The 20,991-nt window shown below is 68.1% G+C and carries 14 protein-coding genes; 6 read left to right on the top strand and 8 right to left on the bottom strand.

The annotated features are described in order from the left end of the window. The 4 genes from G6O54_RS16035 to G6O54_RS16050 form a co-directional block, all read right to left on the bottom strand. The coding region (locus G6O54_RS16035; protein ID WP_165226664.1) for a type II secretion system protein at positions 1–185 on the bottom strand (185 nt) is incomplete at its 3' end. Between the two features lie 75 nt (positions 186–260). Next, positions 261–467 (bottom strand): hypothetical protein, encoded by a 207-nt coding sequence (locus G6O54_RS16040; protein WP_165226665.1) that lies wholly within the window; start codon positions 465–467, stop codon positions 261–263. A 50-nt stretch (positions 468–517) separates the two neighbouring features. Then, positions 518–1,102, bottom strand: coding sequence for a sigma-70 family RNA polymerase sigma factor (locus G6O54_RS16045; protein WP_165226666.1), 585 nt, complete (start codon positions 1,100–1,102; stop codon positions 518–520). A gap of 123 nt (positions 1,103–1,225) precedes the next feature. Further along, positions 1,226–3,748: a serine/threonine-protein kinase gene (locus tag G6O54_RS16050; protein WP_165226667.1), complete on the bottom strand. Its 2,523-nt coding sequence runs from the start codon at positions 3,746–3,748 to the stop codon at positions 1,226–1,228. A gap of 434 nt (positions 3,749–4,182) precedes the next feature. Here G6O54_RS16050 and G6O54_RS16055 point away from each other — a divergent pair, with 434 nt between their 5' ends. Then, positions 4,183–5,142, top strand: coding sequence for a glycoside hydrolase family 43 protein (locus G6O54_RS16055; protein WP_205678845.1), 960 nt, complete (start codon positions 4,183–4,185; stop codon positions 5,140–5,142). A 72-nt stretch (positions 5,143–5,214) separates the two neighbouring features. On the opposite strand, the gene G6O54_RS16060 is transcribed toward G6O54_RS16055, so the two are convergent. Beyond that, on the bottom strand, positions 5,215–6,387 hold the full coding sequence (locus G6O54_RS16060; RefSeq protein ID WP_165226668.1) for a hypothetical protein: 1,173 nt from the start codon (positions 6,385–6,387) through the stop codon (positions 5,215–5,217). Positions 6,388–6,686: 299 nt separating this feature from the next. Here G6O54_RS16060 and G6O54_RS16065 point away from each other — a divergent pair, with 299 nt between their 5' ends. The 3 genes from G6O54_RS16065 (at position 6,687) to G6O54_RS16075 (ending at position 12,433) form a co-directional block, all read left to right on the top strand. Further along, entirely contained in the window at positions 6,687–7,505 is an 819-nt protein-coding gene (locus G6O54_RS16065; protein WP_165226669.1) for a coiled-coil domain-containing protein, read from the top strand. Positions 7,506–7,553: 48 nt separating this feature from the next. After that, positions 7,554–8,969 (top strand): pyridoxal phosphate-dependent decarboxylase family protein, encoded by a 1,416-nt coding sequence (locus G6O54_RS16070; RefSeq protein ID WP_165226670.1) that lies wholly within the window; start codon positions 7,554–7,556, stop codon positions 8,967–8,969. 212 nt (positions 8,970–9,181) lie between these two features. Then, positions 9,182–12,433 (top strand): glycosyl hydrolase, encoded by a 3,252-nt coding sequence (locus tag G6O54_RS16075; protein ID WP_165226671.1) that lies wholly within the window; start codon positions 9,182–9,184, stop codon positions 12,431–12,433. Between the two features lie 36 nt (positions 12,434–12,469). On the opposite strand, the gene G6O54_RS16080 is transcribed toward G6O54_RS16075, so the two are convergent. Then, positions 12,470–13,759, bottom strand: a complete 1,290-nt coding sequence (locus G6O54_RS16080; RefSeq protein ID WP_205678847.1) for a cysteine desulfurase-like protein — start codon at positions 13,757–13,759, stop codon at positions 12,470–12,472. Positions 13,760–13,923: 164 nt separating this feature from the next. Between G6O54_RS16080 and G6O54_RS16085 the strand changes: the two genes are divergently transcribed. Together G6O54_RS16085 and G6O54_RS16090 are read left to right on the top strand one after the other, a co-directional pair. Then, on the top strand, positions 13,924–15,723 hold the full coding sequence (locus G6O54_RS16085; RefSeq protein ID WP_165226672.1) for a DUF885 domain-containing protein: 1,800 nt from the start codon (positions 13,924–13,926) through the stop codon (positions 15,721–15,723). Positions 15,724–15,770: 47 nt separating this feature from the next. Next, entirely contained in the window at positions 15,771–16,481 is a 711-nt protein-coding gene (locus G6O54_RS16090) for an endonuclease III domain-containing protein (RefSeq protein WP_165226673.1), read from the top strand. A gap of 20 nt (positions 16,482–16,501) precedes the next feature. Here G6O54_RS16090 and G6O54_RS16095 read toward each other — a convergent pair whose 3' ends face one another. Next, positions 16,502–17,953, bottom strand: coding sequence for a DUF1501 domain-containing protein (locus G6O54_RS16095; RefSeq protein WP_250846922.1), 1,452 nt, complete (start codon positions 17,951–17,953; stop codon positions 16,502–16,504). Between the two features lie 24 nt (positions 17,954–17,977). Beyond that, positions 17,978–20,866, bottom strand: coding sequence for a PSD1 and planctomycete cytochrome C domain-containing protein (locus G6O54_RS16100; protein ID WP_165226674.1), 2,889 nt, complete (start codon positions 20,864–20,866; stop codon positions 17,978–17,980). Positions 20,867–20,991 lie beyond the last annotated feature (125 nt).

The raw sequence follows: 20,991 nt of genomic DNA on the forward strand, positions 1-20,991 counted from the left end.
GACCCTGCCCCCAGCGCGATCTGCTTCAGGTTGTTCGTGCACTGGATCCGCCGGGCTGCCTCGCGGGCCGACTGCACCGCCGGCAGCAGCAAGGCGATGAGGACGGCGATGATCGCGATCACCACGAGAAGTTCGATCAGGGTGAACCCGCGACGACGCGGGCCGAAAGCAGGCTGAGGCGACATGAAATGCTCTCCATGAAAGCTCGGACCGTGATTACGTCGAGAGGAGTCGGGCACGACCGCCACGGCGACCGAGGCTCAAGGGGCTTTGGGGCTCGTCGTATCATCGCGGTGCTTGCGGGATTTCTTGGCGAACATGGCTCCCGGATCGTCGCGGTTCGGTTCCTCGATCTTGATGGTCCCGGCCTGGCGGCTGGGATCCTCGCCGCAGCCGGAGATTAGCGGGATGGCAGCGGCGAGGGCCCACAGGGATTCTCGCCTCGTCAGCGTTCGGTCTCGGATCATCGGGCGAAACTCCTGTCCGGTCCGGGGTGAATCGATCTTCGACGTGTCATTCATGAGAGGTCCTCGATCCGGCCGCGCAGCCGCTTCAGGCCGCGCAGCAGGCGAACGCGGACGGCCCCTTCAGAGATCCCCAGGGCATCCGCGATCTCGGACGTCTCACGCTCCTCGAAGAACCGCATCGCCAGGACTTCGCGGTCCCGCGATGACAGGGAATCCAGGGCCGCCCTGACTTCGGCGAGTTGCTCCTGACGGACGAGGCGGTCGCTGGGCGTGGTATCGTCGGCAACCAGGCGACCGGGCAGGTGTCGGTCGTTCGAACGGTCCGAGCCGTCGCAGATCCTCGTCTCCCTGGTGACGCTCCGTCGTTGTGAGACGAGGTGGCGGCGATGCGCGTCGATCACCCGGTCGCCGGCCAGGTGCCGGAGCCACCCGAAGAACGGCGAGGTGTGTTCGGGAAGCCGGACGTCAACCCGCCCGGCCGCGTCCGCCAGCGTGTCCTGGACGACGTCGGAGGGATCAACCCGCGAGGCCACCCGACGGTCAAGCCGCGCCGCGATCATCCGCCGGAGCCCGGCGCGATGGCGTTCCAGAAATGCGAGGCGGGCCTCAAGATCCTGGCCGTCCGCTTCGTCCATCGAAGTTGACCTCCCCTCCATTCACACCGCGGCCGCCTTGGCCACCTCCAGAACAACCGCAACTTGAGGGGATCCGTTACCGACGAAATCCGGAATTCGCCGACGAGGCCCGGCGCGGCCGGGTCAACGACCGAGGGCGGGGTGGGAGATCGCCGGGGCCGGCGGGAGGGCGAGGAGGGCGGCAGTCTCCTCCGCGTCGGGATGATCGGAACCGAGGGTCCTACGCTGCGCGTCGAGACTGGATCGCAGCAAGGCCTCGCCCTCGGCGATCGCCCCCCGAGCCCGCAGCAGGACGCCCAGACGCCGAGTTGTGATCAGCGTCACGGGGTGCTCCGCGCCGAGGATCCGTCGCGCGTCGTTCAGGCAGCCGCGGCAGAGCGGCTCCGCCTCGCCGGCGCGGCCCGTCCGCCCCAGCACGTCGGTCAGATTGCTGAGGGCCACCAGCGCGTCCGGGTCTTCCGGCCCGCGTGTTTCACGGGTCACCCTCAAGATGTCACGGAAGAGGCGTTCGGCCTCGGCATAATTGCCCCGCTTCACCAGGACCAGCGCCAGCAGATTAGCCTTGTGAAGGGTCGCCTTGTCGCAGGATCCCCAGATCTCCATGGCCTGTTGATAGCACTCCCGACAGACGCGCTCGGCCTCGTCATACCGCTTCTTCGACAAGTAGAGTTGCCCCATGTGCGACCGGGCCGTGATCGATAGGGAATGCGTCGGCCCGAGTAGCCTCCCGGATTGCTCGATGGCTTCGTCCAGGATCGGCTGCGCCTCATCGAGCCTGTGCAGGTGGACCAGGCCATGAGAGTAGTGGATCAAGGTCTCGATGCGGACGGAATCGGCGATCCCTGGAAGTCGCCGCCGAATCGCCAGCACCTCCCGCAGGTGGGGCTCGGCCTGTGCATGAAGCCCCAACGAGTGGTAGGCGCCGGCGATGGCACTGCGGACGCTCGCCTCAACTTCCGGCTCACCCTTGAAGGAGTTGCCGACCTCCGCCGCGGCCCGGTCCAGCGCTTCGCGCAGGGTAATCCGGCTGGCATCCGGATTTCTGTGTGGCGACGCCTGCGTGATGAGCTTGTTGACCAGGAACTGATTGATCGCGGCGGCCTTGTGCGCCTCCGTACGGGCCTCCTTCTCGGCCGCGGCCGCGAGAGCCCGCTGCTCCTCCTTCTGGTCCCTCTCGTGCGAGGCCATCTTCGTCTGGCGGATCGCCTCGTGCTTCTGCCGGACGGCCTCCCTCCAATTCGCCGCGCCGACCCCGACGCTGGCCGTCAGCGCCAGCATGAGCGTCGCCTGGACCGGGTTCCGCCGGCTCCACCGCCACAGCCGCCCGACGGGCCCGACTGATCGCGCCAGGATCGGTCGGCCTTCAAGGAACCGGCGGAGATCGTCGGCGAGCCTCCAGGCCGTCTCGTATCGGCCCGACGGCTCCTTGGCTAGCGCCTTGGCCACGATCGTCGCCAGGTCGACGGGTATGGCCGGGTTGAGCCGCCGCGCGGGCACCGGCTCCCGCTCGAGAATCGCGCGCAGGATCGTCCTCCGATCCGAACCCGAAACTGCATGCTGCAGCGTCAGCATCTCGTAAAGGGTTGCCCCCAGCGAGTAGACGTCGGTACGGCGATCGACGAGCGCGCGTTCGCCTCCCGCCTGCTCGGGGCTCATGTACCGCAGTGTTCCCGGCAAATCGCCGGTTACCGTGAGGCCGGCGCCGCCCTGGACCTCGGCCATGCCGAAGTCCGCCACCCAGAGATCGCCTCGCCGGTCCAGCAGCAGGTTCGCCGGCTTCACGTCGCGATGGACGACCCCCTGGTCGTGTGCGTAGCCGAGGGCCTCGGCGGCCTGGATCCCGAGCCTCGCGATCGTCCTGATATACGCCCTCGAGCGGATCGAGGCCCCGTCCCCCGGCGTCTCGCCCTCCGGATCGAGGGTGGCCGACGACAGGTCTTGCCACTCGGCCCCGGCCCGGGGCCCCGCCGTGAAGCGGCCCGAGAGCAATCCTGCCGCAAGCGACCCGGACGAGGGATGCCCCGCCGATGGCACGTCAGCCCAACCTACCATCCGCCGGATCTCTGCCCCCAAGTCGGCGAGGCTCCCCCCCTCGATGTATTGCATGGCGTAGAAGGGAACCTCGCCGTCCAGCCCCACATCGTGGACCGGCACGATACGAGGGTGTTGCAACCAGCTTGCGACCTGCGCCTCCAACTGGAATCGCTTCAGGGCCCGCGAGTCCGCCGACGCCGTCGTCGGCAGGATCTTCAGCGCGACCCGGCGGCGGAGCCTCACATCCTCGGCCTCGTAGACGACGCCCATCCCGCCACGGCCGATCTCGCGGACGATCCGATAGCTCGCGAAACCCCGGGATGGTCCAAGCTCCGCGCCCGGCTCGGCGAGGTCCGCTCCGAGGCCCGACCGATCCAGCCTCGCCAGGCCCTCGATGATCGGGAGCAACTTGCGGATTTCTCCCGCCCGCTCGGGGAACTCCTCCGCGAGCCGCTCCTCGTCGATCGACACGCCGTTCAGGACCCGACGCGTCAACTCGTCGACGAACCGCCCCAGGCCGGACTCATCTCCGATCGAGCCTACCCCCGAACCGTCACGAAGGAAGGTCTCGCCTCGCTTATACCCTGGCCTTCGGAGATCAGGTTGGTTCATTCCTCCGCCTCATAGAGCCTCCTGGGACTCGTGGCTCATCGCGCGAACGGCCCCGGATGCTTCACCTCGAGGATTAATTTCTACTAATCATACAGACTAAGTTTGGATTATGGCTACTGAAAAGGACTCTGCAACTTGATTCGCATCACTCACGCCCCGCGGACGGAGAGCATGGCCGGGCCGGAGGTTGTCCGCCCAGGAGCCCGAGCGTTACGATGATTCGACAGACGCGCCCTGGCGAACCGACACGAAACGGATTCTGTCCGCGGAGTTGCGTCCTTGCAGGCCCTCTGAGGATGGCGACCGGGCATCGAGGATAACATCGATGCATCACCACAGTGCTCCCGACCATCCTGGTCCGCCCCGGCGCTCCCGAGATTCCGGTGGCAGCGTGCTGCCGAGCGACCTCACCTGCTTACGCGCGAGGAGCAGCCATGAAGATATTCTGCGGGCCGCTAGCGGTCCTCCTCGGCATCATCCCGGGGATGCAGGAAACCGCCACGTTGCCACCGGTCCCGGCCCATGCCGACACGGCCGAGGATGATTGCCTCCTGTTCTCGTACTTCCTGGGCAACGGCGAGGACGGCCTGCACCTGGCCACGAGCCAGGACGGCCTGACGTGGACGCCCCTGGGCGGCGGCAAGAGCTACCTCGCGCCGAAGGTGGGGAAGTCGAGGCTGATGCGCGACCCATGCTTGCTGCGGGGCCACGACGGCACGTTTCAGCTCGTCTGGACCGATAGCTGGGACAGGCGGACGATCGGACACGCCTCGTCGAAGGACCTGGTCCACTGGTCCGATCAGCAGGCCATCCCCGTCATGAAGCACGAACCGAAGGCCCTCAACTGCTGGGCCCCGGAAATCCTCTTCGATGATGCGAAGCGGCACTACCTGATTTTCTGGTCCACCACCATCCCCGGCCGCTTCCCGGAGACCGAGGGGACCGGCGACGAGAACTACAACCATCGCATCTACGCCACGACGACAACGGACTTCAAGACGTTCACGCCCACGCGGCTCTTCTACGATGGCGGCTTCAACGTCATCGACGCCACCATCCTCAAGGCCAACGACAAATCCTACCTGATCGTCAAGGATGAGACCCTCAAGCCGGTGAAGAAGCACCTGCGGATGGCCGTCGCCGACACGCCCGACGGGCCGTTCGTCGACCTCTCGCCGCCGTTCACCCCGTCCTGGGTGGAAGGGCCTTCCGCCATCCGCATCGGCGACGATTTCCTCATCTATTTCGACTGCTATCGCGACGGCCACTACGGCGCCGTCCGCTCGCGCGACCTCAAGCACTGGGAGGACATCACGCCGCGAGTGAGCTTCCCGAAGGGGGCTCGCCACGGCACGGTGCTCCGCGTACCGCGGCGGATCCTCGAGAGGCTTTAAGTCGCCGAGGGAGAGGAGCCGTCGGACCGATCAGGAATCGCCAGCTCCCGACGGCCCTCCTTGCCCGCGGCTTCAGGTCCCCGTTGCTCGCAGGTTCCCCCAGACGATCCCCGGGGCGCGGGTGTTGGCGACCAGGTACTGAGGTGCGAGGCCGGGATAGAGGACCGGCCGGGCCTCGCGGCGGAAGATGCCCTGGAAAATCGGCCCGACCCGGCCGACGTAGATGAGCGTGCCTGCCGGCAGGGTCACGTCCTGAACGAAGGTGGCCTGGTTGGTTCCATACCAACTCTGGTCCAGGGCCAGCTTGCGGATGGCCTGGGATGGGGAGCTGAAGACGGCCGTGGTCATGAACCGGCCGTAGCGGTTGGAGGATGAGGAGAAGTTCCGCGACAGGATCAGCGTGGAGGTCGTCACGACCTGGCGGTATTGCAGGTGGGCGAAGGTCGCCGCGTCGGCGATCGAGAGCGGCGTAGGCACCACGGGCGGCTGCTTGATGGAACGGCCGAGCGTCCCGCCGGGCCCGAACGTGCCGCCGCGATTCACCAGCGCGTCCGCGAAACCGGCCGTCGCCGTGGCGATCCGCGTGGCGAAGTCGGGCTGACCGACCGCCGCGTCGACCTGGGCGAGGAACGTCGTCGTCGCCTGATTGATGGGAGCCGAAACCCAGGGCTGCCGGCTCGCACCCAGCAGCGCCTCGCCCTGGAACGCCAGGACCTCGGACTTCAGCACGGTCGCGGCCTGCGCGTCCGTGATCGTGCTCGTGGTCGTGGTCTGCACCAGGTTGGAGACCGCCGTCAGGTCGTTCGATGTCTCCGTCGCCATGACCAGGAACGTCTGCAAGGGCGTCCCCGCCGGCCAGACCTGGCGGCTCAGGGTCAGCTCCTGGATCTCCTGGTAGGCGTCGGCATTGAACGTCGAGAGGCTGACCAGCCCCAGGTCATACTGGACCTTGAGCGAGTCCACTCCCAACCGAAGCGCCTCGCCCTGCTGAACCAGCAAGCTCGTCGTGCCGGGCACGGCCGCGAAGGCCGCCCTCGAGGCCGACTCATACTGGGTGACGACCTCATCCACCACCTTCACCAGCGTGGCCGGCGCCGTATCCTTCGGTGCCTGGATCGCAAGCTGGGCCTGGAGCGAGCCCACCATCCGGTTGAACGTCGCCGCCAGGTTCCTGCCGCCGGCAAGGCCCTGGATGGTGGGCATCTGGAAGGTCGCCATCAGCGCCCGCACTTCCAGCACCTCCACGCCCCAAGATCGCCGGCCCTTATGCCCCACTCGCCTCATCGTCGTCACCTCACCCGTTGAAGCCCCGTGCCAACTTCGGCCAAACACCCCGAATTTCGCAAACGCCAGAAATTAACACGAGCACAGGGGTCAGTCCAGCATTTTGCGATTTTCTATTAGACATAAACTCGCCTGATCCAACTCACTTGACGCCGCAATTGTGTGCAATCGATCCACGAAACGCGACACACAGCATGGCCGGGCGGGGTTAATATGGATATGGGGCCTGGTGTCCATGAGGTGGGCCCAGGGAGGCTACGATGTTGCGTTGGGTCGTCCGCTCGTCGATGAGGTTCCCCGGTCTGACCTTGGTCGCCTGGACGGGGCTCGTCGTCCTTTCCGGAGCCGCGACCGCCCGTGACGGAGATGACCCGCCGGCGAAGTCGGACGTGCTGGAGGGCCAGGGGCTGAAGCTCGTCGGCACGACCTACGTCCTGAACAGCGAGGACGACGTCAAGACGAAGGCCGCGGACCTTCGCAAGCTCAGCCGCGAGCTGAAGTCGCTCCAGCTCAAGCAGGCCGCGACCGTGACGCCCCAGGCTTATCAGGCGTACCTTCAGAACCTCAACGCCCAGATCGGCGAGCTGAAGGCCGAGGCCCAGATGGCCCGTCAGCAGACGAATAGCATCCCCCGCTATCGAGGCCGCATGGCTCGCTATTATGGGCAGGCTGAACGATCCCAGGCCAACGCGTACGTCAACCAGTTGAACCAGGAAATCAACCAGCTCAACCAGGCACTCAATCAGGCAAAGAAGTCACCCCCGGACCCGAGGACGAAACAGCAGGTGGACTCTCAGGTTCTGACGGCCCAGACCGAGCGCGACCAGGCGGTCGAGGCGCTCTCGAAGGCCGTCCACGCGACCAAGGAGAAGTACGACGAACTCGCGAAGGACAAGGCCGTGGCCAAGGCACTCAAGGACGCCGCCGCCAAGGTCAAGCCAAGCCCCCTGCTGGGGCCATCCCACGAATTCCAGGAGATCGCCAAACAGCTCGACAAGCTCGAGAAGGAATTCGCCCGGGGCGCGGGCAAGAGCAAGTCCCGAACGAAGTCCTCGCATGGCTCCGGCTTCGATTTCTGACGATCGACCCAGGATGACGCTCCCCGCCGGCTCGACGAAGAGGCTCGCATGACTCCAGAGGAATTTCGCGCGGTCGGCCACCGGCTGATCGACTGGATCGCCGACTACCGCAAGGCCCTGGCCGATCGCCCGATCATGGCACGCACCGAACCGGGCGAGATCAAGGCGATGCTCCCATCGTCGCCCCCGCAAGATCCCGAGGACTTCGACCGGATCCTCGCGGATGTGGACCGGATCATCGTGCCGGGCCTGACGCTCTGGCAACACCCGAGCTTCTTCGGCTATTTCCCCTCGAACGTCTCGCTGCCGAGCACACTCGGCGACTTCCTGAGCACCGGCCTGGGGGTCCTCGGCCTCTCCTGGCAGTCCAGCCCCGCGCTCACCGAGCTGGAGGAGGTCGCGGTCGACTGGATGCGTCAGTTGATCGGGTTGTCGGCCGCCTGGAGCGGCGTCATCCAGGACACGGCCTCGACGAGCACGCTCGTCGCACTGCTCTGCGCCCGGGAGAGGGGCGCGAACTTCGCGATGACCCGCGGCGGCCTCCAGGCGGAGCCCGCGCCGCTGGTCGTCTACGCGTCGGGCCATGCCCACAGCTCGGTCGAAAAGGCGGCGCTGCTCGCCGGCTTCGGCCGCGACAACGTCCGCGCGATCCCCCACGATGACGCCTACGCGATGCGGCCCGATGCGCTCGACGCGGCGATCCGCCGGGATCTCGCCGAGGGCCGACGCCCCTGCGCCATCGTCGCCGGTTCGGGGACGACCGGGACGACCGCCTTCGACCCGATCGCCCCGATCGCGGAAGCGGCCAGGACGCATGGGCTCTGGCTCCACGTCGACGCCGCCATGGCCGGTTCGGCGATGATCCTGCCGGAGTGCCGGACTCTCTGGGAGGGGATCGAGGGGGCCGACTCGCTGGTGCTCAACCCGCACAAGTGGCTGGGCGTGGCCTTCGATTGCTCGCTCTATTATGTCCGCGACCCGGAGCACCTCGTCCGCGTGATGTCCACGAACCCGAGCTACCTCCAATCCTCGGCAGACGGCCGCGTCAAGAACTACCGCGACTGGGGCATCCCGCTCGGCCGCCGGTTCCGGGCGCTCAAGCTCTGGTTCCACCTCCGGGCCGAGGGGGCCGAGGCCCTCCGCACCCGCCTCCGCCGCGACCTCGCCAACGCCGCCTGGCTGGCCGATCAGGTCCGTGCCACGCCGCGCTGGAGGGTTCTCGCCCCGGTCCCCTTGCAGACTCTCTGCATCCGCCACGAGCCGGCCGGCCTTGGAGGCGAGGCCCTCGATCGTCACACGCTGCGATGGGTCGACGCGATCAATCGCTCCGGCGCCGCGTATCTCACCCCCGCGGTCCTCGACGGCCGCTGGATGGTGCGAGTCTCGATCGGCGCGGAGCTGACGGAGCGATCACACGTGGAGTCGCTCTGGGGCCGGCTTCGCGAGGTGGCGGAAACCTCGTGACGGTTGATCGCAGATCCTGCGATCCCGTCCGCCGCCCGCTCCCCCATTGATCGCGGCCCCCGCGCGCCGTTCAATGAACGTGGCCCGCCATGGCCCAAGACGCCCGAGACGCCGCGTGCGATGAGGCACGCCCCGCCCCCCGCGCCCGCCTTCCAGGCCCCGCCTGCCCGCTGGCCTGTCGATCCGAGACCGGATTTCAAGGACATCCTCCCATGCTCCGGATCCTGCTCCTCTCCGCGACGGCGTTGCTATCCACCAACATCCCGGCAATCGCCGGCGAGGATCTCGCGACCGGCTTCGCGAAGCCGCCGCAGGCGACACGGCCCTGGGTCTACTGGTTCTGGCTGAACAGCAACATCACGAAGCAGGGCATCACGGCGGACCTCGAGGCGATGAAGCGCGTCGGGGTCGGCGGAGTGCTCATCATGGAGGTGGACCAGGGGGCGCCGGTCGGCCCGGTCTCGTTCATGAGCGACCGGTGGCGGGAGATGTTCGGATTCGCCGTCGCCGAGGCGGGACGACTCGGCATCGAGATCAACATGAATGACGACGCCGGCTGGAACGGCAGCGGCGGCCCCTGGATCAAGCCCGAACAGGCCATGCAGGAACTCGCCTGGTCCGAGACCGCCGCGCAGGGACCCAAGCAGCTCGACGCCGCCCTGCCGCGGCCGGCGGCCGTGGCCGGCTTCTATCGCGACATTGCCGTCATCGCCGTGCCCGACGTCGGCGAGGGCCGCATCCCCGACTTCGAGGCGAAGGCCGCCTATCAGCGCCGGACGCCCGCGAAGCCCGGCGCGGGGTCTCCGGTGGTCGCCATCAAGCCGGACCAGGTCCTCGACATCTCCTCCCGCATGACCCCGGAGGGCCGATTGGCGTGGGACGTCCCCGCGGGCAAGTGGACGATCCTCCGGATCGGCCACACCTGCACGGGCGCCGAGAACGCCCCCGCGCCCAAGAGCGGGCGCGGCCTCGAGTGCGACAAGCTCAGCGAGGCAGGCATCCAGGCCCAGTTCGACGGCATGATGGCGAAGCTCGCCAAGGACAGCGGCCCGGCCGTGGGCAAGGCCCTGGTGGCCTCGCACATCGATAGCTGGGAGAACGGTTCGCAGAACTGGACCGCGAAGATGCGCGAGGAGTTCCGCAACCGCCGGGGCTATGACCTCTTCCCGTTCCTCCCGGTGATGACGGGCCGCGTCGTCGGCTCGGCGGAGATCTCCGATCGATTCCTCTGGGACCTGCGGAAGACGGTCTCCGACCTGGTCATCGAGAAATACGCCGGGGGCTTCAGCAAGCTCGCACGCGAGGCCGGGCTGAAGTTCACGGCCGAGGCGTACGGCAGCCCCTGCGACTACATCCCCTACGCGGCCCGGGCCGACGAGCCCATGGGCGAGTTCTGGGTCGGTGGCGCGGCCATCGAGTCGTGCCGCACCATGGCCTCCGCCGGCCACGTCTACGGCAAGCCCATCATCGGGGCGGAAGCATTCACGGCCGACAACAACGAGCGCTGGCAGCAGCACCCCGCGTCCGTCAAGGCCCTGGGCGACCGGGCCTTCTGCGAGGGCATCAATCGATTCGTCTTCCACCGCTACGCCCTCCAGCCCTGGAAGGACGTCAAGCCGGGGATGTCCATGGGCCCCTGGGGGCTTCATTACGAGCGAACGACGACATGGTGGGACTGGACGGAGCCCTGGCACGATTACCTTGCCCGCTGCCAGTACCTCCTCCGCCAGGGGACCTACGTCGCCGACATCGCCTACCTCCAGGCCGAGACGCCGCCGCAAGGATTCGCCCAGCATCCCGTGAACGGATACAACTACGACGACTGCACGGCCGATGCGGTCATCGGCCGAATGTCGGTCTGCGATGGCCGGATCGCCGTCGAGGGCGGGATGAGCTACCGCCTGCTTGTCCTGCCCGATTCGCCGACGATGACGCCGGCCCTGCTGGCGAAGATCAAGGCCCTGGTGGAAGCCGGCGCGACCGTCCTTGGCCCCCGGCCCCAACGCTCGCCAAGCCTGTCGGGCCATCCTGCCTGCGATGCCGAAATCAAGGTCCTGGCGGATGCCCTCTGGGGCAACAGTCCGGCCACGCTGAAAGGCGACCGAAACGTCGGCAAGGGTCGCGTGGCCTGGGGCGTTACACCGGAGCAGTTCCTGGTCGCCTCCGGCGTGAAGCCGGACTTCGACGGCCCCGCCGGGGCCCGCTTCATCCACCGCGCCACCGAGGATGCGGACGTCTACTTCGTGTCGACTCCGTGGCCCTCGGCGACGCGATCGACCTTCACCTTCCGCGTCGCGGGCCGGCAGCCCGAGCTCTGGAGGCCCGACACCGGCCGCATCGAGCCGGCCACCGTCTTCGCCGAGACAGGCGACCTGACGAATGTCGCCATCCCACTCGACCCATCCGGCTCGGTCTTCGTCGTCTTCCGCAAGGGGGCGAAGCCGCTCGCCCAGCTCACCGCGGTGAAGCTCGGCGCGGAGTCCGTACTTGACCTTTCACCCCAAGGGATCGGCAAGATCACCGTTCTTTCAGCATCCTACGGCGTCCCCGGTGACGCGGCCCGGACGCGCGACGTGAAGGCAAAGCTCCAGGCGATCGCCGACGCGGGCAAGTCGAGCTTCCAGGTCGCGGAGCTCGCCGCCGGCGACGACCCCGCGCTCAACGTGGTCAAGACGCTGAACGCCGAGTTCTCCGTCGGCAACCGTCGGGTTAGCCTCAAGGGGACCGATCCGCAGACGCTGGACCTGGCCTCGCCCCAGCCAGCGGAGGCCATCGCCGACCTTTGCCGCGACGCGGAAGGACGACTGGTCCTGGACGCCTGGAAACCCGGCCGCTACGAGATCCGCGGGACCTCCGGCGAGCCTCGGTCGGTCGAGGTTCCCGCGCTGCCGTCCCCGCTCCCCGTGGCCGGGCCATGGACGGTGGCCTTCCCGCCGGGCCTTGGTGCCCCCGCCAGGACGACGATCAACCCGCTGGCCTCGCTCTCGGTGAATCCGGATCCGGGCGTGGCCCATTTCTCCGGAACCGCAAGCTATACACGGACGCTCGACGTTCCCTCCGAGCGACTCGAGGGTGGTAAGCGCCTCTTCCTCGACCTGGGCCGTGTCGACGTGATGGCGCGGGTCGTGCTCAACGGCAAGGACTTCGGGATCGTCTGGAAGCCGCCGTACGTGGTGGATATCACCGAAGCCGCACGGCCCGGCATCAACGCGCTGGAGGTCCGGGTCGTGAATCGGTGGATCAACCGCCAGATCGGCGATGAGGCGCTCCCCGAGGACAGCGTGCGGAACCCGGACGGCACCTGCAAGGAATGGCCGGCGTGGCTCCTCGAGGGCAAGCCCAGCCCCGCCGGCCGCGTCAGCTTCACGAGCTGGCGGCTCTGGAAGAAGGGGGAGCCCCTCGCCGAGTCCGGCCTGGTCGGCCCGGTCGTCCTGCGGAGCGTGGAGCGCGTGATCGTGCCCTGATCCGGGACGCGACGGACGCGGAGATCGCCCGGGTCGTCAGGCCTCGCCCCGGGCGATCTCGCCGATGGCGGCGACGACGCGATCGACCTCATCCTCGGTGGTGTAGCAGGCGCATCCGAGCCGCAGGAGGCCGTTCTTCGACTGGCCGAGACGTTCGACCACGGTCTGGGCGTAGAAGTTGCCGTGAGACGCGAAGATGCCCCGTCGTGCGAGCCTCGCGGCGACCTCCGCGGCGGGCACGCCGGCGACGACGAGCGAGAGTGTCGGCGTCCTGAAGGCCGAAGGCGGCGGGCCATAGAGGCGGACCGCGAGGATCTCCGCCAGGCCATCCCAGAGCCGCTTCAGGAGGTCGCAGCCGCGATCGTGGAGTCCATCGAAGACGGTTGTTAGCCGCCGCCGCAGGGCCTGGTCCGCGGAGACTCCCCCCCCATCCGGAGCCCTAGATAGTCCCGCGAGGAACTCGATGGCCGCCGCGGCGCCGACGATCCCCTCGTGATTCTGGGTGCCGGACTCCGCCCGTTCGGGGATCGTGTCCGGGGCCGGGTCGAGCCGGCTGAACGCCAGCGACCCGAGCCGCTCTCGCTTGCCGTAGAGGATGCCGACGTGCGGCCCGTGGAACTTGTAGGCGGAGCAGGCCAGGAAGTCACAATCCCACTCGCGGACGTCGATGAGGTGATGGGGCGCGAAGTGGACCGCGTCCACGAAGGCGAGCGCCCCGGCCTCGTGGGCCATGGCGACCGCCCGGGCGATGTCGTTGACGGTCCCCAGCGCGTTCGACGCGGCGCCGATGGCCAGGAGCCTCGTCCGGTGCTGGCTGAGGGCGCGGTCCAGGTCGTCCCAGTCGAGCTGCCCCGTCTCCGGCGTCATCCTCGCCTTGTGGACGACCACGCCTCGATCCCGCTCGAGGCTCCGCCACGGGTCGACGTTGGCGTGGTGGTCCAGCTCCGTGACCACGATCGCGTCCCCATGGCTGAGCTGGCGGCCCACGGCCCGGCTCACGCGGAGGGTCAGCGAGGTCATGTTGGGCCCGAAGACAACCTCATCCGGATCGGCGTTCAGGAAGGCCGCGAACGTCCGCCGCGACGCGGCGAGCAACTCGTCGGTCTCCGCGCTCGTCGGGAAGGCCCAGTGCGTGTTGGCGTTGTGGTGATACAGATAGTCGGCCATCCGGTCGACCACCGAACGCGGGACCTGCGTGCCGCCGGGGCCGTCGAAGTAAGCCACCGGGAGGCCGTTGTGGCGACGCCCGAGCGCCGGGAACTCGGCCCGGATCTCGTCCACCGAGGCCATACGCGGCGGTTCGGGTCGATCATTCGGTGAGGGCATCTCGCTGCTCTCGGAGAAAGGGCCGGCCCCATCGGGGCCGCGGGGCGAATCTCTGGCGGATTCCGGCCTCGTCGCCGCATGGTTATCCTGTCAATTCCCGGCGCACGCAGCAAGGCGATTCGGAAGACGCTCCGGGGCCCGGGGATCACCGAGGGGGAAGATCGATGACGACGGTACGCAGCAAACTCGCCGGCACGGCGACGGCCCTGGGACTCGCCTGGCTCCTCTCGCTCCCGGCCGAGACGGCCGGCGCGGACGCCCCGGCGGAGGCCGGCCGGCACTTCCGCGAGGTCGCCGCCACCTACTGGGCCGACCTGCTGCGGACGCATCCGATCGAGGCCACCATCTTCGTCGGCGATCAGCGATTCCGCGACCGCCTCGATGACCCTTCGCCGGAGGCCTTCCAGGCGTGGCTGGATCGACTCGACTCGGCCCGGGAGGCGCTCGCGGAGCTCGACCCGCAGGGCCTCTCCGCCGCCGAGAAGCTCGACCGGGAGATCCTCCTGGAAATCATCGAGCACCGGCTCCAGGCCGCCCGGTTCGGCGACCACCTCGTGCCGTTCGCGCCGATCGTCCGGTATGCATCCGACCTCCACTTCGCCGACCTGCACATGCTCTTCTCCCAGCTCGGCGAGTTCCAGCCGGCCTTCACTCGCGGCGATCTCGAGGACTTCCTGGCCCGCCTGGACGCCTTTCCGACGCTCGCCGACCGACTCATCGCCACTCTCCGCCAGGGTATGGCCGAGGGCCGCACGGCCCCCCGCGTCGTGATGCCCAAGGTCGTCGCCCAGCTCCGCTCGCTGGCCGCCCCGAAGGCCGAGGATAGCCCGCTCTGGGCCTACGCCGGCCGCCTCCCCGCCGACTGGACCGACACCGACCGCGCGGCGGCCTCTGCCCGGATCAAGTCGGCCATCGAGAAGTCCGTGATCCCCAGCTATGCGAGGCTCGCCGACTTCGTCGAGCGGACCTATCTCCTTGCCTGTGCCGATCGCTACGGCCTCAAGGGCCTGCCCGACGGCGCGGCCCATTACGCGTTCCTGGTCAGGGACTACACGACGACCGATCTGACGCCCGACGAGATCCACGCCCTCGGCCTGGCAGAGATGGCAAAGACCCGTGCAGGGATGGAAGAGATCCGCAAGCAGGTCGGCTTCACGGGCGATCTGCCGGCCTTCCTCGCGAGCGTCCGGACCGACCCGAAGCTGAAGAACGCCTCCGAGGCGACGATCCTCGACGGCCACCGCGGCATCGTGGCGACGATGCAGCAGAACCTGCCGAAGCTTTTCGGCCGGCTCCCGTCGATCCCGCTGGAGGTCCGCCCGTTCGACCCCGTCCGGGCGAAGTCGTCGCCGACCGGCGAGTACTATCCGGCCGCCGCGGATGGCTCGCGACCCGGCGTCTTTTTCGTGAACACCTCCGATCCGACCAGTCGTCCCACTTACACGATGCAAACCCTCGCCTACCACGAGGCGATCCCGGGCCACCACCTCCAGGGGGCCGTCGCCATGGAAGCCGCCGGCCGGGCACCATTCCGCCGCTACTTCTACTTCCCCGCCTTCGACGAGGGCTGGGCCCTCTATTGCGAGTCACTGCCGGCCGAGATCGGCCTCTACACCGATCCTTTCGCCGTCTTCGGCCGCCTCAACTATGACGCCCTCCGCTGCGCCCGCCTCGTCGTCGACACCGGCCTGCACCACCTCGGCTGGTCGCGACAGCAAGCCGTCGAGTACATGGAGCAGAACACCTCGCTCCCTCGCGGCGAGATCGAGAACGAGGTCGATCGCTACATCGCCTGGCCCGGCCAGGCCCTCGCCTACAAGGTCGGCGAGCTGAAGATCCGCGAGCTCCGCCGCCGCGCCCAGGAGAAGGCCGGCGCGACCTTCGACCTCCGCGCCTTTCACGACAAGCTCCTGTCATTCGGGTCGGTCCCGCTGCGGAAGCTGGAGCCGCTCATGGCGGAATAGTGCGACATGCACAGCTTCCATCACCCTTCGGGATGACCGTGATCGCCATGCCGAAACGCCATGCGGATGGATCTGCCCCCGGACCGGCGCCGCCGGGCAAGCAGCCCTTCGACATCGACGAGGCGTTCCGTCGCCTCCGCCGGGCCGTCCGCGGCCGGGCCAAGGCGGCGATGTTCGACCTTCGCGACCGCGGATTCGGCTCGCCGTTCGAGCAGCTTGTCGGGAGCCTGATCTCGGCCCGGACGCGGGACGAGACCACGCTCGAGGTCTGCCTGCGCCTGTTTGCCCAGGCCCGGACTCCGGCCGAAATGATCGCCCTGGGCGAGTCCAGGCTCGCGGAGATCCTCCGCCCGGCCTCGTTCCCCGAGCCCAAGGCGCGAGACATCCTCGAGTTCTCGCGGCGGATCCAGGACGAGCACGGCGGGGTCGTCCCGGACACGATCGAGGGACTCACCGCATTTCGCGGCGTCGGCCCGAAGATCGCCGCGCTGACGCTGGCGGTCGGCCACGGCAAGCCGTCCATCGCCGTGGACGTCCACGTCCACCGCATCGTCAACCGCTGGGGCTACGTCGAGACCTCCACGCCCGAACAGACGATGCACGCCCTCGAGGCGAAGCTCCCGAAGGCGTACTGGATCGAGATCAACGAGCGCCTGGTCCCCTTCGGCAAGTGGGTCTGCACGGCCGCCTCGCCGCGCTGCTCCACCTGCCCCTTGCTCCCGATGTGCCGCCAGGTCGGCGTGACGAAGGCCCGGTGAGACCAGACCGGACGGCCCCCTCAGGCCAGGATGTCCCGGACGATCTCGCCGCTCACGTCGGTCAGGCGGAAGTCACGGCCGGCGTAGCGGTAGGTGAGCTTGGTATGATCGAAACCCAGGAGGTGGAGCATCGTCGCGTGCAGGTCGTGGACGTGGACGGGACTCTCCACGGCCTTGTAACCGAAATCGTCGGTCGCCCCGTGGACGTGGCCCCCCTTGACGCCGGCGCCGGCCAGCCAGACGGAGAAGCCCCAGTGGTTGTGGTCGCGACCCATGCCCGGCTTGCCGTTGACCAGCTCCACCGAGGGCGTCCGGCCGAACTCGCCGCCGCATAGCACGAGTGTCTCCTCGAACAGCCCCCGCTGCTTGAGGTCCGTCAGCAAGGCCGCGATGGCCTGGTCGCAGTCCAGGCCGAGCTGGCGGTGTGCGCCGGCGATGTTGTCGTGGCTGTCCCACGGCTGGACGTCGCCGTGAAAGAGCTGGACGAACCGCACCCCTCGCTCGATCAGCCGCCGAGCGATCAGGAGCTGGCGGGCCTGCACCCCCGGGCCGTACATGTCGCGGATGTACTGCGGCTCCTGGCCGATGTCGAAGGCGTCCGTCGCCGAGGTCTGCATCCGGTAGGCCAGTTCGAAGCTGGCGATCCGGGCCTCCAGGTTGTCGTCCTCCGCGCGAGGTTCCTGATGGTGGCGATTGAGCGTCGCCAGCAGGTCGAGCTGCCGGCGCTGATCGGCCTTCGTGACGGTCGGGTTGCGGATGTTCTCGATCAGCTCTTCGGTCCGCGCCTTGCGGGTGTCGATGTAGGTCCCCTGATACACGCCTGGCAGGAATGCCGACCGCCAGTTGGAGACGTCCGCCACCGGCAGGCCGGGACACATGGCGATGTAGCCCGGCAGGTTCTGGTTCTCCGTCCCCATGCCGTAGGTGAGCCAGGCCCCCATGCTCGGCCGCGACAACCGCTCGTCGCCGCAGTTCATCAGTCGCATCGACTGCTCATGATTGGGCGTGTTCGCGTGCATCGAGCGGATGACGCAGAGGTCATCCGCATGCGCGGCGGTCCTCGCGAAGATCTCGCTGAACTCGATCCCGCTCTGGCCGTACTTCCGGAACCGAAACGGCGACGGAAGCGCCGCACCGGTCTTGCGCTCGGTCGAGAGGTTCCCCTGCGGGAGCATCTTGCCGTCGAATCGTTTGAGGAGAGGCTTGGGATCGAACGTGTCGACCTGGGAGGGACCGCCGTTGAGGTAGATGTGGATGACGTGCTTCGCCTTCGCCGGGAAGTGGGTGGCCCGCGTCGCGAGGGGGCTCTTCTGAGTCGCCCCGGCTGTATCCGCGCCCGCGGCCATGGCGGGGGGAGCAACCAGGAAGCCCGAATCTCCGAGCACGCCGATGAGTCCCAGGAGCCCGAGGCCCGTACCGCCCTGGCGGAGGGCCTCGCGTCGCGTCATTCCCGGGCGAGTCGTGCGGTCCATGGCAGTACTCCGATCGGGAGTCGTTCAGTCGACGAAGAACAGCTCATTCGTCATCAGGAGCACCTGGGCAAGTTGCTCCACCGGCTCGAGTTGAGACCTCACCCCGGAGGCTTGTGCCGTCGCCGCTCCATCCAGGAATCGCGCGCCGGCCGTGAGCTCGATCCGATCCGGCTGCCGGGCGAAGACGCGGCGATAGAGCCTCCGCACGGCCTCCTCGGTCGAGCTCGAAGCGGCGATCTCCGGCCTGGCGGCGAGGGCCTTCGCCTGCTCGATCACGAGCGGTCCGTTCATGCTGAAGAGCGCCTGCTGCGGCACGGTCGTCCGCGGTCGACGCTCGGCCGAGGAGTCCGGGCTGGCGAAGTCGAACGCCCGGAAGACCGCCGGTACGCTCTGGCGATCCACGAGGCCGTAGACCGTCCGCCTCGCCGTCTTCGGGTCGTCGAGGACATCCACCGGCAGGCCCTGCATGGTGGTATCGAGTCGACCGGAAAGGGCCAGCAGCGTGTCTCGCACGGCCTCCAGGTCGAGCCGACGCCGATTCGCCCGCCAGAGGAGCCGGTTCTCCGGGTCCACCCTGCGCGCGTCAGGCCGCTCGGCGCTCGACTGGCGATACGTGGAGGAAAGGACGATCAGCCGGTGCAGCGTCTTGAGCGACCAGCCCTCATCCATGAACCGTGCGGCAAGGTCGTCGAGCAGCTCCGGATGCGTCGGCGGATTGCTCCGCGTGCCGAAGTCGCTGGGGGTGGTGACAAGCGGCTCGCCGAGGTGGTGCATCCAGACGCGGTTGACGAGGACCCTCGCCGTGAGCGGGTTGGACGGATCGACGATCGCGTTCGCCAGGTCGAGCCGGCCGCTGCCGTGCTCGAAGGGCCTCGGCTCATCGCAGGAAAGGATCCGGAGGAATCGTCTCGGCACGGGCTCGCCCGGCGACGAGGCGTTGCCCCGGACGAAGACGCGGGGGTCGTATAGGGCCTCGGCATCGTGGAGCACCATCGCCCGGGGGGCCGCCCGCTCACGGGCCTTCACCACCATTCGGTCGAGCTCGACGAGCTTGCCGCCGAAGGCGTCCTTCTCCCCGCGCGACATCTGGTAGTAGGTCTGACTCCGCGGGAAGTACGCCGGGCTTTCACGGCCGGCCACGACCTGCACCACCTGTCGGAACGCCCTCGACGCGACATCATCGCCGGACCACGACTCCGCGGGCCTCGCCTTCGACGCCTCGTAGGCGGTGCGGATCAGGTCGCCGTAAGCCCTCGGAACGTCGGCTCGCGTCCGGATCGTGGCCTGCCGAAGCGCGGTCGCGACCAGGGGATTGAGCTGGCCGGGCCCGACACCCGCGGGCCTCTCCAGCCATCGCGCGATCACGGCCCCGGCGCCCGAGCTGAGCTCGGCATCGGACAGCTTGAGAAGCTCCGCCCAGGGTCCGAAGACAGGATCGTCGGTCGACCCATGCTGCTTGAGATAACGCCGCCAGCGAGCCACCATCGTCGGGCGGAGATCGTCCGGCGCCAGGGACAGGAAGAAGATCGCCGTCTCCAGCGGATCCGGCTCGGCCAGTGCGCAACGGGCCAGGTAATCACCCACGCGCTTCCTGGCCGTCTCGGAAAGCAATGCATACTGCTCATCCAGGAACTTGTTGATCTCCGCCTTCTTCGCCGCGGCCTGCTTCTCGAATTCGACGCAGCCCGGAACGCTCTCCAGCGGTGCGGTCAGCGGCAGTTCCAGCGGCGCCTCGCTGCTCGCGAATACGCCGTAGAGCGAGTAGTAGTCGGCCGTCGGGATGGCGTCGTACTTGTGATCGTGGCAGCGGGCACACGAGACGGTCAGCCCGAGCAACCCACGGCTCACGGTGTCGATCTTGTCGTCGATCTGATCGGGGATGTTGTTGTCGAAGGTTCGGCCGAGGGTCAAGAAGCCCATCGCCGCGAGCCGCCAGGGCTGATCCGCGGGGGCGACCACATCCGCCGCGATCTGCTCCCGGACGAACTGGTTGAAGGGCGTATCCTCGTTGAGGGCCCGGATCACGTAGTCTCTATACGTGTAGGCATACGGCCGCACCCGATCATCGCCGAACATGAGGACTCCGTCCTTGGTGTCGGCATAGCGGGCGACGTCCATCCAGTGCCGCCCCCAACGCTCGCCATACCGCGGCGAGGCGAGCAGCCGATCAACCACCTTCGCAAAGGCGTCATCCGCCGTGTCCTTCTCGAATGACGTGTACTCGGCCTCGGTCGGCGGCAGCCCGATCAGGTCATAGGTGGCCCGCCGCAGCAAGGTGCGTCGATCCGCCTCCGGCGACGGCGAAAGCCCCGCGGCCTCGAGCCGCGCCAGGACGAACGCGTCGATCGGCGATCGGCACCAGGCCGCGTCCTTCACGATCGGGGAGGGCTGGCGGCGGATCGGCTGATAGGCCCAGTGCGCTCGGGCCTTCGCGAAGTCGTACCGCGGCGCCGGCATCGCGGCCGCGGTCGCCCCCGTCGACTTTCCATCCCCGGCTCCGCCGGACGCCACCGGCATCACGGCCCCGGAGGTCACCCAGCGCTCGATGGCTTCGATCGCCTGCGGCGGCAACTTTCCCTTCGGGGGCATCCTCGTCGTTTCGTCGTCGTAGCGGACCGCCTGGACGATGGGGCTCTCCTCAGGCTTCCCGGCCAGGATCGCAGGGCCCGCCGTCCCCCCTTTCAGCATGCCGTCCCGTGAGTCCAGCCTCAGTCCTCCCTTGACCGCCTTCGCCTGCGACGAATGGCAGGCGTAGCAGTGCTCCACCAGCACCGGCCGGACCTTCGCCTCGAAGAAATCCGCCCCATCATCGGCCACCACTCCGCCGCTCAGCGAGAAGCCAGACAGCAAGGTGCACAGGCTGCAAGCGACGTGGATCGGGATGAAGCCAACTCGCGGTCGTCGACTTCGCATAGTCAAACTCACCGTAGATCAATGTCAAACAATCCTCCAATACTCAGAGCGTGCGGCGGGGCTGATGTCAAGACGAACGCAGGCGTTCGAATGAGAAAGCCGCCAGGGCCCTCCGTGCTGACGGC

The sequence above is a fragment of the Aquisphaera insulae genome (assembly GCF_011064615.1).
GTDB lineage: Bacteria > Planctomycetota > Planctomycetia > Isosphaerales > Isosphaeraceae > Aquisphaera > Aquisphaera insulae.